Raw genomic sequence first — 14,534 nt, 5'->3', positions numbered from 1 at the left:
CCTCCAGCAGAAGGCCCCCTTTCAAGGGGTCCGATTCATCCACTCAAAAATTCGTGGTGGGTTCAAAACCGACCATTTCTTTGTATGCCACCGTCACTGCGGCATAAAGGATTGGGAGCGTCGCCAGAACCCCGACCACACAACAGATCAGACCAATGATATTCAACAAGATGGCCGCAATGAAGAAGAGGGTGAATCCAAAATAGTCGTTCTTCACCAGCGCGTGGCTGGCCTGCATGGCAGGCCAGAAATCCATCTTCTTGTCGATTATGAACAAGTAGGTAAACTGATACATCGCGGCAATCACGAGACCGGGGATGATGCAAAAGATCGTCCCAATAGCCGTGAACACTGTAATAATCAGGCTCGCAACCAGTGCCGCCACAAAGAAATTGAATCCCTTGAAGAAATCGCCGAGCTCAAAGCGGCCGTACAGCAACTTCTTCGTACAGACAATGTAGAATCCGGCGATGAGCGGTCCCTGCAGGAGGATTGGGACAAGCCCGTTGAGAAGAACGAAGAGCAGGCTTAACAGCATGAACAAGCCCAGTTCTTCTTTCACCAGATGCCAGCCGGAGCCAATCCAATGTCCGATTTGTGCATGCACCCCCGGCGGTGGAACAAACGGGGGCGGAGGTTGGAGCGGAGGCTGGTAGCCGGGAGGCATCCCCGGAGGGGGCATACCACCCGCTCCTCCCACCGACTGGGCGCGTCCGCACTTTTGACAAAACCGGCTGTTGGGTTCAATCTGAGCCCCACAGAATTGACAGAACATGGCTGCCTCCTTGGATAGGGAAAGGTGTCTGGTGTCAGGTACCAGGTGTCGGGCGGAAAGAGCCAGACCGCAAAGATTTGAAAGAACAATTCGGGCAGGTCATTCTATACACAAGGCCGGTCAGACGTCCATCTTCAGAGGCTGACTCGTTTCCCTCTCGGACTGCTGTTTCCTTACTTTCCGGGTTCAATGATTACTCCCAAGACCGCCTTCTTCTGACACCTGACACCCGACCCCTGGCACCTTCTTCCAGGGTCTCTTGGCCTCCGAAACACATCTCTAAACCTGCCTGTGTCGCTCCTAGAACAACCGTTCCTGGCGTTTCAAGTTTCCGAATGATCCCACATTCAGGAGGGAAAAGGAAAAGCGAAACTGGGTCTCATTCCGAAGGCCGATGTTGAACTCCCTGAACTCCAGTGTGACTCCGCAGCAGTCCCAGTTATAGCCGAGCTGGACGACGCTGTTCTGAATCGTGGACCTTTTCACGTCGTAGCTGATTGAAAAAGCCGAGGAGATCCCGGGTTTGTTGAAATTGCCCACGCCAAACGTGGCCCGCACCTGGTTCGAGGCGATCGTCAAAGGATCATGCTGGCGCGTCATAAAATAGGTGAAGGAGAGAAAGCGCCCGGGATTTGAAACATTCGCAGTCACGCTTGAGCTCCGGATTTGGTGGATTAACGTGTCGTAATCGAACCGGAGGTCTCCGCTCCACCCGTCGCGGGGACTGAAGCGGAGCAGCGAGACGATGGGTGAGAAACGCCGGGGTCCGTCAGAGAAGGCGAAACCTGTTAAATCCTGCAGGGCATCAAATACATTGCGCCGCCCCGGTACGATGGTGCCGCCCAGCGTGGGGTCAAAAAAATATTTTTGCGAGATCTTCCAGCTCAGCAACTCGCGCGTCTGGTCGGACCCGGCCCCTTCGTCGCGCCGCGTAAAGATCCGGTTCGTAATCCCATATTCGAACTCATTGGTGTTGACCAGCACATCGCGTTCATCAAACCGGATAATCTGGTCGATGTCGCTGACCCCGCGCACCAGACGGTAAGTCACTTCGGGTTCGATGACATGTTTGAAGCGATCCCCCCACCATCCCCCCTTGTGTTCGTAGATGCGCTCCAGTCCGAGTCCCCTGAAATCCAGGCGGAATTCTCCCGAGGTCCGGTTGAGCGCTTCAGGCGCGGCATTGGAGGATTGGAGGCGGTTGCGGTAGCCCGTTTCGCGAAATTCAAGGGACGGGGTGAAGTACGCTCCCAGAATCGCGGGGAGGCGGAAGGTGATGCGTGGGGCAAAATCGATCCGCTGGGTGATATTGGGAGTCGAGACCCCCGGATCAAGCCGATGGATCCCGTCCACCGCGGAATCGAAAGAGAAATAGATCGGGAGGTCTTTGATCTCCCGGGGCATGACCGAGAACTCGGCCGCGGGAAACCGCCGAAGAATGACCGCCCCCTGATCAAAAAAAGTCTCGTTCCGGTAGAGGTCAAAGTTCAGGCTATAGGAATCGTAGTTGCGCCCCACGAAGGCCTGCGAAGTCTGGTCAGGCAGCACAATGGCATTGAAGGAATCTCCGAACACCTGGCGAAAGGTAATGGAGCTGACGTAATTGACGTCAGCGACGGCGCGAAAACCATTCGCGAAAACATAGCTGGCCCCGACCTTGGCGCTCTGCCCGCCCTGGCCCTTCCGGTCGTTGACGTGAAAACCAAACACATTAATGTAGTTCGTTTCGCTGGGGCGGGCGCGAAATTGCAATTCTTCGGCCCACCCCCGGGCTGAAAAGTATTCCCCGGTAAAGAGCAGGTCAGCGGAACGATCCATGGCCCAATAGAAGGCGTCACCCACGGTCCGGCCTTTTTGCGAGGACGATCCAGTGGTCGGAATCAAGAAACCTGTTTGCCGCTCGCGTTTGGTCACGGGCGCGGCGGCATATGGAAAATAGAAGAGCGGGATGCGCTTGATTTTGAAAGTGGCATGCTGCAGAAAAACCGACTTTTCGACGCTGACCACGGCACTCTGAGCGTGGAACGACCACTTGGGGACTTCCCCCTTGCACGCCGTCACGGTCCCGTCTATGACCTTGTATTTGTCTTCCCCGATTTTGTGGATCTCGGCGCCTTCAAAAAAGAAATTGGGAGTCGCCTTTCCCTTGGCCTCATAGATCACGCCGGTCTTCGAAATGACATTCATCTTCAGACGGGAGCCCGATATGGTTTCCACCTCCCGTTCAAAGTGGACGTGCCCCGTGGCCTCCACGTCGCCTGTTTCATCATCATAGGTCATCTCGTCCGCATAGAACTTCATGTCGCGGTAATCGATCTCTGCCTTCCCGCGCAACAGATATTTATGCTTCTCCGTTTGTTCCTGGTGAACCGCCTTGATGGTGAGGAGATCTTCTCCTACTAAGAGCTGGACAGGGGGAGCCGAGGTCTCCGCCTTGGCAGCAGAAGCTGGCTGGGCCAGGAGCAGTTCACCCCTCTGGCCACAAAGGCATGACAGGGCGAAGAATATAAAGGATGGAACCAGGAGTAGGGAGGATCGCCTCTTCAAATGCACCTGCGCAAGACCCGGAGTTTTTGTGAATGAAGCAAGTCTGATGCACACGCGGAAAGGCCCGGTTAAAATCTAAAGCGGGATGAACTCAATCGACGGCTCGACGGTCTGAGGTCGCCAGTCCCTCCCCTTTTTGAAGGCCCGGGGAAATGACAGGGACAATCGTATCGACGGTTCTTTCGTTAATCTCTCACCTGTTTCCAGATCGTCGTTAAGTTACCATGACTGAATAGGCTTTTCAACGGCATTCCGGCAGAACCAACCGTCGTATCCATCCTCCTCATCCGGGGGGATTAAGACATGCGGGATGACTCTGGCGTCAGCTCAATCGTTCGATCGTTCCCGTGCCTCCGGTTCGCCCGACGCATCGTTTGATTCAGTGCGGGATATCCTGTAGAATCGCGTGAGTCGAGCGTCAGGGAACCCTGCCTCGCTTTGAGACCCGGTTTCCAGGATTTCCGGGAAGCACCTTCGGGTCTGAGGTGGTGAGGATCGCGCAAATAAGTGCCCAATATTGTTCAATGTCCCCAATGCGGATTTCTCGAGTTTGATGAACACGCCGGGTGCGCCGTCTGCGGATTTCACTCTCATGCCGCCCTGACAACCGGTCACCCGGCGCTTCAACCGACGGAACGCAAACTCATCGAGTTTCCCCACAGGGGTCGGGAAATTGGAAAATCGCTCTCTCACCATGAGTCAGCGCTTCCCGTAGTCAGCCATCCTCTATTTGAAGAACCGGGGGGATCACGAGAAACCCCGGTGACAACGCCCGAACTCGTTTGGCGCGAGGAACTGCAAGAAAAGCTCCGCCAGTACAGGGCGCGGCGCGAGGGGCCAAAGAAAGAACGTTCGCGCGACGGCGGGGTAGAGGAAGCGGACGGCAGCGTGGGCCCCCCCAGGGAGTCGCCCTCCTCGAACAACGATTTGGCAGCGGCCCTGGATGAAGCTTTCAAGCTTCATCCGGCGGGTGCGGCGGGTGTCAAGAAGGAAGAACTTGAAGCGTTGTTCAACTCGGCGAGGCCGCGGGCAGGCGGCGGGAGGCCGCGCCCCTTCGCAGGTGCCCAGGGGTTTGAACTTCCGGAATCTGTTCAAAGAATCAAGCAGCGTCAGCCCCCGCGGCGGTCTGAACTTTTCCAGCAACCTCTGTTATTCGAAGCCTCAGCGGGTGCACGGGGCGCCTTGACGGGTGCAGATCATGCCGGACTCCCGGTGCCGGTGGCCTCTGTGCGCGAACGGTTTCTGGCCGCGTGCGTCGATCTTCTGGTGATCGCCACTCTGGAAACCATCAGCATCCTTCCGGTCCTGGCCCTCTTGCACTCGAAAGGGTGGCGTTTGAACCTGGCCCCGCGGTCGTTGGCCATCGGTCTGATCACACTCCTGATCTTCGCCCTCGGGTATGTCCTTCTGTTCACTGCTGCGACCGGCAAGACATTGGGAATGCATCTGCGGGGACTGGCACTCGTCAATTTTTCCGGCGAACCACCCTCTCTGGGGGAGATCGCCCTCCGCACGGCAGGATATCTAGTGTCGGCGGGATCGCTCCTGCTCGGATTCGTCTGGGTGTTTTTCGACGTGGACGCCCTGGCGTGGCACGACCGAATTTCCCGCACCTATCCGGCCCACACTCGGGGTTTGACTCCGGATTCCTAGCGGCGTGCCTTATCCTCCTTGGTCTCACCCCAATGCGGTTCAGCGGACCCTTGACCGCAAGCGCCGAAGATCGCTCGTCTGCACCTCCTCTCATGGACAACCTGGCAATCGAAACGCTCGTCAATGAATTGAGGTCAAGCCTCCTCCACCTCTCCTGCGTGCAAGTGGCTCAAGTCAGTCCCGCCGCTGTTTCACTTGAATTCTCCGGCAAACCCTCCGGTCGCCTTCTCTTCGATGTGACGGATCCACCCTTGTTCTTCCTCACACGAAAGACGTGGAGTTCGGATGTCCCATCTTCCTTCGTCGCGGTGTTGAGGAAGTGGTTGATTGGAACAGGACTGGCCGGCATTCGGAAAAAGCTGGACGAGCGCGCGGTCCATTTTGAATTTCTAGGCGCCCGGCCCGAAGCACACTCAGGCGCTCTCGAGCTGGTTGCGGAATTTATGCCCCGCTGGGGGAATCTCTATCTGCTGGACGAGGGGCGAAGGGTTCTGGGGGCCCTCTTGATACCGCGTGCAGAGCGGCGCAAACTAACGGTCGGTGGCCAGTACATCCCACCCAGCCGACATGGAGATTCCTCTCTGGAGAATTTCATCGATTCAGAAGCTCCCCTACCCGCCTTGCCCGCCGATGCGAATGAACTGACGAAGCACGTTCGAGGGCTGGGCCCCGTCTATGCCCGCGAAGTCCTGCTCCGGGCGCACCGTAGGGGGGAGACCTCGCCGCGGGTGCTGTCAGAAATTCTCAGGGCCATCGCCCAGGGAGAACGGCATCCTCGGATCTACGAAATCCCCGGACAAGCGCAAAATTTCTTTGTCTCACCGATCGAACTGGAGTCTTTGAGTCCGTACCCCGCCACCATTTTTGATTCTGTGAACCTGGCCGTCGAATCCCTTTTCGAGCGGCGCATTGAAACTGTTCTCCTCGAGAAAGAGAGGAAGGAGCTTCGAAAGGACGCACGGACCGCCTTGAAAAAATTCAAGCGACTCGAGGAAAAGCTCGAAAGCGAAGCTCAAGGGTTTTTGAAGGAGGCGGAGCTCCAGAGAGTGGCCGATCTGATCCTCGCCCAGCCGGGCGAATTGCATCCCCAGGGCGGACGGCTTGAACTGGTTGATGTCTATGAACCGACACCTCGCAAGTTCACCGTTGCGATCGATGCGCGGCTCAGCCCTGCCGCCAATGCCCAGCGATTCCATGAAAAGGCAAAGCGTGCCCGACGGGGAATTGAGAGAATCAAGGGACGACAGCATTCCATTCACCGACTGGTGAGAGTTCTCGAATCGTCTCTGGTCGAGGTGTCGGAAGCCCAGTCCCTCGCCGAACTCAAGCGGATTTCAACCTCGTGGAGGGAGGAAGCCTCGAACACCGGCGAGACAACGAAAAACACGAATCCCCCCCGCGCGAGAACAAACGTCCCAATGCGCCCTGCGGAGAGGAAACGGAAGAAATGCCGCATCTTCAAGAGCACGAAGGATTATGAAATCCTGGTCGGCCGGAACAGCAAGGAAAACGACCTCGTCACCACCCGATATGCACAGCCGGACGATTATTGGTTTCACGTCGCCGATTACGCCGGCTCGCACGTCGTCCTCCGAAATCCCAACCGCGAGAGGCTGGAAGAGACGCAGGATTTTCTGGAGGCCGCGCAGTTGGCCGCTTACTTCAGCCAGACCCGCAATGCCCAGAAGGCCCTTGTCCATTGGACCCAGAGAAAATTTGTCAAGAAACCGAAGCGCGCCAAACCGGGGCTGGTGACTCTCTCCAGATTTCAATCCCTCCTGGTGGAGCCCAAGCTCCCCGGATCAGGTGAGTCACACGGGTGAGGGGATAGAGGATAAGTCGGAGAGAAATTCCAAATTCCAAATAAATCTCAAATTCCAAATCTCAAAACCCAAACAGCCTTCAGCCCTGGTCCCGCCCTCAATCCATTGTTTTGTTTTCGGTCGCGATTCGGCCCTTAAGATTTGTCAGGTGATTGGATTCTGGGTTTTGGATTCTATTTGGATTTTGGAATTTGGAATTTGGAATTTTCCCCCGCGATAAAGAATCTACGACCCCGCTGCCCTTATATCCGTTCCTGCAATCCTCGCCTTCACGAATTCCACGACGGCTGCACTCAAGAACCTCTCCTCGGCGGTCACGGTAAAACAGGGGGTGTGTTTTCGGAGCTGCCGCGCCAGCGAGACATTTTGCCAGGGCGCCTGGCCCTTGGCGAAATCCACCGGGAGAGAAGGATCAGTGACGAGGAGGTACGCATCCGCAAGATCGAAGAATTTTTGTGCCGAAAGCTTGAAGTCCTCCTGATTGGGGTCGAGGACCTGCAGATAAATGTCCGGCTTCAGGAACTGGCGCAAGCTGTTACTTTCGACGATTACAAAATCCTCATCCTCGATCTCCTTCTGGAACGCGGGAAGCGCCGTAAACAATTCACCTTGCTTGGTGCGCACCCAAAGGGAGCGCCGCGCCCCGGCGGCGAGAAATCGGGAGGTGTCGGTACCCGTGGTTACTTCCTTCTCTTCCACGACTGCAAACTGATGTTCGCTGACCGCGCATCCGCAGGACTCGCCGTTGACGGCGCAGACCCCGTGCCCATACTGGGTAATTTTGACGGCTGTCCAGGGAAACTCTCGCAGGGATCGAATCAGCCCTTCGACCACCGACGTCTTTCCAATGTTTCGCGAGTGCCCCCCCACCAGAACAAGTTTCATGCGCTGTTCCCGGCTCTCAGGCCAAACCCCTTTTTAAAGTGAAAAGGTCCTGTAGACAACGCGGGCGATCCGCCACGGCGGATCGCCCCTGTGCCGCATCTTTGATATCGATCTCTTAGTCGCCACGTTCCAGCCTGAAAGTGGCCTGAGTCACCCCGTCTGTGCCTTTCAAATTCTTCATGACCACATGCAAGATATCCGCCACCACATTCTTGATGAAGGCATTCATCAAGGGGACCTCTTTTTGCGACACAACGATCCGGGCGCCGCCGCCGTTCACCACGAACTCCGCCACAGAGGCATCCTCCGGAACGTGGAGCGATTCCAGAACCCCCGACAATAAATTGCCGGTCAAGCGTTCTACAAACGGATTCATCGAAATTTGCCCGCGGTCGGTATTCAAAGTGATTTTCATCCCAGGACTCCAATATCGTTGAGTGATCGCTCGCATCAAAATCTGGACTCGATTCTCCCCCCTGTCAACAGAAAACACCGTTTCTCACCCCAAAAGCAGGGGTCATTGTGAATTAGCATACAATTAATTGTGACGAAAATAACTATTCCGTGGGGCGAAAATTTTCCAATTGACAGGGGACAGCGGATGGTCTAATTATTGAGTGTTTCAAAATCATACACTCAGTTCATCCAATCTGTTGTCAAGAGCTTCAGACAAGAAATAGCTCCCAAGTTCGTCCTTGATCCTGCAAGTTTGAATCCTTAGATTGAAAGTGCTTTGCCGGGTTTTCATGAAGACCTCGCTGCACAAACCACTCAAGGAAAGGTCAGGCCACGATCTGCTCGGGGGGTGGTGTCTGTCTGGGGACACCCGGGTGCGGCGCTGGAGCCGCCCTTCCTGTTCGCTTGCTGTTCACCCCATCAATCTGCTTTTGGCTCTTCAAGGAGGAGAGAGCTTATGGCTGTCTCACGGAGGGAATTTCTAAAAATCTCAACGGCCGGCGGCGTGGGGATTGTTGCCTTTGGCTTCGATCTCGCCCCCGCTTATGCTGTCGTGCGCGAATTGAAGATTGAGCGCACCACTGAAACCCGCTCGATCTGTCCGTACTGTGCGGTGAGTTGTGGCGTGATCATTCACACCCTGGGCGACAAATCCAAAAACGTGACCGGCACGACCGTCGTTCACGTCGAAGGCGACCCGGATCATCCCGTCAACCGCGGCACGCTTTGTCCCAAAGGGATCACCCTCAAGCACGACATCGTCAACAATACCCGCCTGACGAAGCCGATGTACCGGGCTCCCGGTTCCGACCATTGGGAGGAAAAGAGCTGGGACTGGATGATCGACACCATCGCGCAGCGCATGAAGAAGACGCGGGATGACACCTTCATCGAAAAGAACGCGGCGGGACAGACGGTGAACCAGTGTCCCGGCATGGCCATCGTCGGTGGCTGTACCGACAATAATGAAGTCAATTATTTGTTGGTGAAGTGGCTGCGTTCCCTCGGCGTCTTGTATACCGACAATCAGGCGCGACTTTGACACGGCCCCACGGTGTCCAGTTTGGGCGCCACCTTCGGTCGCGGGGCCATGACCAACAATTGGGTCGATATCAAGAATGCCGATGTGATCCTGGTGATGGGCGGGAATCCGGCAGAAAACCATCCGTGCGGGTTCAAGTGGGCCATCGAAGCCAAGAAGACGCGGAACGCCAAGCTGGTGTGCGTCGATCCCCGATTCAATCGCACGGCGGCGGTGAGCGATCATTTCGTCCAGATCCGGTCGGGCACGGATATCGCTTTCCTGGCGGGCGTGATGAACTTCATGCTTGCCAACAACCGCATCCACAAAGAATATGTTGCTAACTACACCAATGCTTCTTACCTCATCAAGGAAGGCTTCCAGCTTCCCGGTGACAACGAGGGTCTGTTCTCCGGCTTTGATCCACAGAAGCGCGCCTATGATAAGTCCACGTGGGCGTACGAAATGGGCCCGGATAATTTCGTCAAGATTGACATGACGCTGGAGGACCCGCGGTGTGTATTTCAATTGATGAAGAAGCATTACTCGCGGTACACGCCGGAGATGGTTGCGAGTATCTGCGGCTGTTCCAAGGAAGATTTCCAAAAGGCCGCGGAGATGATCAGTTCCACGTACCCTGCCGACAAAGCAGGAACGATCATGTACGCCCTCGGATGGACGCACCATTCTTCCGCGGTCCAGAACATACGCGCCGCGGCGTCCATGCAATTGCTGCTGGGTAACGTCGGCCGCCCGGGGGGAGGAGTGAACGCGCTGCGCGGGCATTCCAACATCCAGGGCGCAACCGATATGAACCAGACTCACACGTTGCCCGGCTATCTGAAGATGCCGAAGCCGGAATGGCAGTCGCTCAAGGAATTCATTGACGCCACCACCCCCAAGAAGCTCCGCCCGAACTCCATGAACTACTGGGAAAACACCGACAAGTTCATGGTATCGATGTTGAAGGCCTTCTGGGGCAGTGCCGCCACCCCGGAAAACGACTTTGCGTATTCCTGGTTGCCGAAGATGGACCGCGATTATTCGTGGGTCTACATTTACGACGGGGCTTACAACGGGATCGTCAAAGGCCTCGTTTCGTTTGGGATGAACCCGGTCGCCAATGGCCCGCATTCCAAGAAGATGGTGCAGGCCCTTTCGCGGCTCGACTGGCTTGTGGTCGCGGAGAACTTTGAAACCGAGACCGCCTCGTTCTGGAAGGCGCCCAAGGAATATGATCCTCCGGCCGCCGCTCAGATCAAAACCGAGGTGTTCATGCTGCCCGCGGCCAACTTTGCGGAGAAGGACGGTGTCTTCACCAATTCTTCACGTTGGCTTCAATGGAAGTGGAAGGCTATCGACCCTCCCGGTGACGCGAAGGCCGATCAGGAGATCATCGGCCGCCTCGTCCTCAAGCTGAGAGAGCTTTACGCCAAGGAAGGCGGCAAGCTCCCGGATCCCGTCATCCACATGGCCTGGGGCTACTCCAATCCGCAGAACCCCAATCTCGAGGAGGTTGCCAAAGAGGTCAACGGGAAAGTCCTCGAGGATTTCACTGACGAGAAAACGAAGGTGGATTACAAGAAGGGTCAACAGGTACCCGGTTACGCGGTGCTGCGGGCCGACGGGAAAACGCTCAGCGGAAACTGGCTGCACTCGGGCTACTACACGGAGGCGGGCAATCTGGCCATGCGGCGTAATCCGGTCGATGACTCCGGCGGACTGGGGGCCTACCACAACTGGGCGTTTAACTGGCCTGCCAACCGTCGCATTATGTACAACCGGGCATCGGCGGACCTGAACGGGAAGCCCTGGGATCCGAAGCGCCCCGGCATCTGGTGGAATGGGGAAAAGTGGGTCGGCGACGTCCCCGACTACAAGCCGGATTATAAGCCCGAGGAAATGATCGGGCCCTTCATCATGAATCCCGAAGGCGTGGGCAAACTCTACGCCGTCGACATGAATGAGGGCCCGTTCCCCGAGCATTATGAGCCCTACGAGACACCCGTCGACAATCCGCTGCACCCGAAGGTCAGTTCCAACCCGGTAACGAAACTCTTCAAAACCAACCTGGATGTTTACGGCAAGCGGGATAAGTACCCGATCGTGTGCACCACCTATCGCCTGACCGAACACTTCCATTACTGGACCAAGCACGAAGCCATCCTCAACCAGCTGCAACCGGAATTCTTCGTGGAGATTCCCGAGGAGCTGGCCAAGGAAAAAGGGATTAAACACGGCGATCGCGTGAAGGTCTCTTCGGCCCGCGGATCGGTGGAAGGCAGGGCGATGGTGACCAAGCGGATTCGTCCACTCAAGGTCGCCGGGCAAACCGTGTGGCAGATCGGCTTCCCGATTCACTGGGGCTACGCCGGCAAATCGGTCGGACCCCTGGCAAATACTTTGACACCCACAGCGCTCGACCCTAACTCCTCAACTCCAGAGTACAAGGCCTTCCTGGTCTCTCTGGAGAAGGCATAGGAAAGGAGGAAATTAAAAATGCCCAGCAACATGGAACTCAGAAGAATTTCGGCAACTCCTTCCCCCGCCACGGGCGTGCGCACCGCACCCACGGTCGCGAAGATGATTGATACGACGACTTGTATCGGGTGCAAGGCCTGCGAGGTGGCGTGCCAGGAGTGGAACGATCTGTTTAATGCGGACGCGGTAATGGAGGCGCCCAGCGAGTTCGGCTCGTACCAGACGATGCCCGATCTCACCGCCAACTTCTGGAACCTGATCCGGTTCAACGAGCATGTCGAAAAAAGGCCGGACGGGTCAGAGAAGTTTCACTGGTTGATGGCGAAGGACCAGTGCATGCATTGCGATGACCCTGGCTGCCTGAAGGCGTGCCCCGCCCCGGGCGCGATCGTGCAGTATACCAATGGGGTCGTGGACTTCCAGCAGGAACATTGTATCGGCTGCGAATACTGCGTGACGGGCTGCCCCTTCGACATCCCGCGCCTCAGCAAGAAGACCAAGAAGGTGTATAAGTGCACGCTGTGCACCGACCGCCTGGCTTACGGCCTGGAGCCTGCCTGCATCAAGGCTTGTCCCACAGGCTGCCTCCAGTTCGGGACCAAGGAACATCTGGTGCAAATCGCCAATACCCGGGTCGAGCAGTTGAAGCATAACGGTTACGAGAAGGCGGCTGTTTACGACCCACCGGGCGTCGGGGGAACCGGGGTTATTTATGTCCTTGGACTCGGAGATCAACCCGAGCTTTACGGCCTGCCTAAGGATCCACACGTCCCCTGGACCGTCAATGTGTGGAAATACGCCCTCAAGCCGGTCGGTTCCCTGTTGATGATCGGGGCCTTGCTGGGGACGATCATTCACTATGTCCGGTATGGGCGAAATGAGGCCCCGGGCATGCGTAAAGTTGACAGAGAGGAGGTGTAGCCATGAGCCAGGAAGTGATGACTCAATCCCAACTCGCTACCTTGGCACGGAATAAAGAAGATCTTGCGGTGGATGGTCTGATCGTCCGTCACACCGCCGCGGTGCGCCTGACTCACTGGCTCGTCGCGATTTTCTTCTTCCTTTCGCTGTTTACCGGTTTTGTGATCTTTACTCCCTTCTTCGCTGGGTGGGCGGGAGTCTTCGGGGGAGGGGCGATGGTGCGGACGCTGCACCCGTGGTTTGCCCTGGGCTTTACCATCGCCATCCTTTTTCTCTACCGCTACTGGAAGACGAAGATGAAGAAGGAACACGGCGATGAAGAATGGAAGGATAACTTCGGGCCCTACATCCGCTACGAGAGCGAACTGCAGAATGTGGGCAAATACAACGCCGGCCAAAAGATCTATTTCTGGGCGGTCTTCTGGGGCGCCATTGCCTTCCTGGCCTCCGGCATTGTGATGTGGTTTCCCACCGCGTTCCCTTATTTTTTGCGGACGATTTCGTACTGGCTGCATGAAATCACGTTTGTCGCTTTCGTGATCGGGATCATTTACCACATTTACATGTCCACCACCGCCATGCCTGGCACGTTCCGGGCCATGACGCGTGGCACGGTCACCAAGGATTGGGCCAAGTGGCACCATCCCCGCTGGTTTCGCGAGGTCACCGGAGGGAAGAAATAGTTTCCCTCCGGGACAGGTCTTCAATGGCGGGACGGTCTGTTCCGCCATTTTTTGTGTCTTTCGGGGGCCGCTTCCCCGGTCTGATTTGATGAATACAGAAAGCACCCTTTTGAGCGCCTGCCTTATGCCGACCAAATACACCTGGGCCTGCCGCATTGAACGTGCAGAGAATCTGGCTGAAACGGGAATGCCTTCGCGCTCGATCCTGGTGTTTTACGCGGAGGTTCTGAAGTGGCAGCATGACCTCTTCAAGCAGATCGGTGCGGCCTCAAGGAATCGACCCCTCACGGGATCCTTCGAAGTCGATCACCCGCTCTTCCTGCCTCAATTCGGCTCCTTGTTAGACCTTGCGCGCCAGAAGGGCTCCGAGCTCCTCGCCGCTCAAGCGGAGGAACTTGCCGATGACAGGGGGTGTTGGAAAGAAGTGTTGAGCGGTTACTGGAATGGGGAGGCTGCTTCGGAACAGGTTTTTTTTGGACGCGCCTGCCTGCAACCTTATCTGGAGCTCCTTGCCACCACTCAGACTCTGCCGTTCGACTCACAGCTGGCCATCGTGAACGCCACTGCTCATGCCGCCCTGACCGAGGAGCCGCAGCCCCATCGCGTCTGCCCTTTTTGCGGGCGGAAACCCCAGGTCGCATTCCTTTCCAGTGACACCTCGATGCCCGGCATTTTAGAGGGAAGCGCGGAGGGCGGACACCGTTTTCTGATGTGCGGAGATTGCCTTACCGTTTGGCCCTTCCTTCGCATCGCGTGCGTGTCCTGCTCGGAAATGGATCCTCGTAAGCTTCCTTATTACTCGGCGAAGGATTTTCCAAACGTTCGCGTGGATTGCTGCGATGCGTGCAAACTTTACATCAAGTCGATCGATCTGACGAAAGACAACCGCCTGGTCCCACCTGTGGACGAACTGGCCGCGATTCCTCTTGACCTCTGGGCCCGGGATCAAGGGTACGGGAAGGTTCATCCGAATCTTGCGGGGATGTAGTCGGGATTCGCGGGCAACTCAGCGGGTGTTGCCGATTCCACCCACGCCACACGGATAGACCAAGTTTCCTGCGGAGGAAGCGAGTAAGAAGGCTAATCAACACGGCTCCCTATTTCACGTTTAGGGAAGATTTGCGGGGATTTTTTGAAGTGCTGCCTGTGTTCGAGGAGTTGTAATCTCCATTCAATAAATAAGGCGAGAATTTCAATTTTGTGCCGATGATTTCACTTGACAGGGTAAGAGTCTCTAAGTAGAGTCATCGAATCTTATTGGGGTAGCAGAATCAATTTTCCTGCGAAAG

10 protein-coding genes are annotated in these 14,534 nt (G+C 56.3%); 6 read left to right on the top strand and 4 right to left on the bottom strand.

Going from position 1 to position 14,534, the window contains the following annotated elements:
• Positions 1-43 precede the first annotated feature (43 nt).
• Together LAO21_06445 and lptD are read right to left on the bottom strand one after the other, a co-directional pair.
• Positions 44-775 (bottom strand): zinc ribbon domain-containing protein, encoded by a 732-nt coding sequence (locus LAO21_06445; protein MBZ5552342.1) that lies wholly within the window; start codon positions 773-775, stop codon positions 44-46.
• Positions 776-1,075: 300 nt separating this feature from the next.
• Positions 1,076-3,322, bottom strand: coding sequence for an LPS assembly protein LptD (gene lptD / locus LAO21_06440; GenBank protein MBZ5552341.1), 2,247 nt, complete (start codon positions 3,320-3,322; stop codon positions 1,076-1,078).
• Positions 3,323-4,084: 762 nt separating this feature from the next.
• Here lptD and LAO21_06435 point away from each other — a divergent pair.
• Both LAO21_06435 and LAO21_06430 read left to right on the top strand, forming a co-directional pair.
• Positions 4,085-4,975, top strand: coding sequence for an RDD family protein (locus LAO21_06435; GenBank protein MBZ5552340.1), 891 nt, complete (start codon positions 4,085-4,087; stop codon positions 4,973-4,975).
• A 92-nt stretch (positions 4,976-5,067) separates the two neighbouring features.
• On the top strand, positions 5,068-6,798 hold the full coding sequence (locus LAO21_06430) for an NFACT family protein (protein ID MBZ5552339.1): 1,731 nt from the start codon (positions 5,068-5,070) through the stop codon (positions 6,796-6,798).
• A gap of 225 nt (positions 6,799-7,023) precedes the next feature.
• On the opposite strand, the gene LAO21_06425 is transcribed toward LAO21_06430, so the two are convergent.
• The gene (locus LAO21_06425) at positions 7,024-7,683 is read right to left on the bottom strand and encodes a hypothetical protein (GenBank protein ID MBZ5552338.1); all 660 of its coding nucleotides are present in this window, start codon (positions 7,681-7,683) and stop codon (positions 7,024-7,026) included.
• A gap of 115 nt (positions 7,684-7,798) precedes the next feature.
• Positions 7,799-8,098, bottom strand: coding sequence for a hypothetical protein (locus LAO21_06420; GenBank protein MBZ5552337.1), 300 nt, complete (start codon positions 8,096-8,098; stop codon positions 7,799-7,801).
• 498 nt (positions 8,099-8,596) lie between these two features.
• On the opposite strand from LAO21_06420, the gene fdnG reads away from it, so the two are divergent.
• From fdnG to LAO21_06400, 4 genes are all read left to right on the top strand, one after another.
• A complete protein-coding gene (fdnG, locus tag LAO21_06415) occupies positions 8,597-11,641 on the top strand; it encodes a formate dehydrogenase-N subunit alpha (GenBank protein ID MBZ5552336.1) in 3,045 nt (1,014 codons plus the stop codon).
• Between the two features lie 18 nt (positions 11,642-11,659).
• The gene (fdxH, locus tag LAO21_06410) at positions 11,660-12,562 is read left to right on the top strand and encodes a formate dehydrogenase subunit beta (GenBank protein ID MBZ5552335.1); all 903 of its coding nucleotides are present in this window, start codon (positions 11,660-11,662) and stop codon (positions 12,560-12,562) included.
• A gap of 2 nt (positions 12,563-12,564) precedes the next feature.
• The gene (locus LAO21_06405) at positions 12,565-13,245 is read left to right on the top strand and encodes a formate dehydrogenase subunit gamma (GenBank protein MBZ5552334.1); all 681 of its coding nucleotides are present in this window, start codon (positions 12,565-12,567) and stop codon (positions 13,243-13,245) included.
• Between the two features lie 88 nt (positions 13,246-13,333).
• Entirely contained in the window at positions 13,334-14,233 is a 900-nt protein-coding gene (locus LAO21_06400) for a formate dehydrogenase accessory protein FdhE (protein MBZ5552333.1), read from the top strand.
• The last annotated feature ends 301 nt before the right edge of the window (positions 14,234-14,534 follow it).

It is taken from the genome of Terriglobia bacterium (assembly GCA_020073085.1).
In the GTDB taxonomy this organism is placed as follows: Bacteria; Acidobacteriota; Terriglobia; order JAIQFV01; family JAIQFV01; genus JAIQFV01.
The sequence above is the reverse complement of the archived record's forward strand: the minus strand, read 5'-3'. Positions and strand labels throughout refer to the sequence as shown.

What these genes read in the sequence shown, in the direction of transcription:
- LAO21_06445 (MBZ5552342.1), bottom strand. Translation starts at nt 775, where the DNA reads ATGTTCTGTCAATTCTGTGGGGCTCAGATTGAACCCAACAGCCGGTTT.
- LAO21_06430 (MBZ5552339.1), top strand. Translation starts at nt 5,068, where the DNA reads ATGGACAACCTGGCAATCGAAACGCTCGTCAATGAATTGAGGTCAAGC.
- LAO21_06425 (MBZ5552338.1), bottom strand. Translation starts at nt 7,683, where the DNA reads ATGAAACTTGTTCTGGTGGGGGGGCACTCGCGAAACATTGGAAAGACG.
- LAO21_06420 (MBZ5552337.1), bottom strand. Translation starts at nt 8,098, where the DNA reads ATGAAAATCACTTTGAATACCGACCGCGGGCAAATTTCGATGAATCCG.
- fdxH (MBZ5552335.1), top strand. Translation starts at nt 11,660, where the DNA reads ATGCCCAGCAACATGGAACTCAGAAGAATTTCGGCAACTCCTTCCCCC.
- LAO21_06405 (MBZ5552334.1), top strand. Translation starts at nt 12,565, where the DNA reads ATGAGCCAGGAAGTGATGACTCAATCCCAACTCGCTACCTTGGCACGG.
- LAO21_06400 (MBZ5552333.1), top strand. Translation starts at nt 13,334, where the DNA reads ATGAATACAGAAAGCACCCTTTTGAGCGCCTGCCTTATGCCGACCAAA.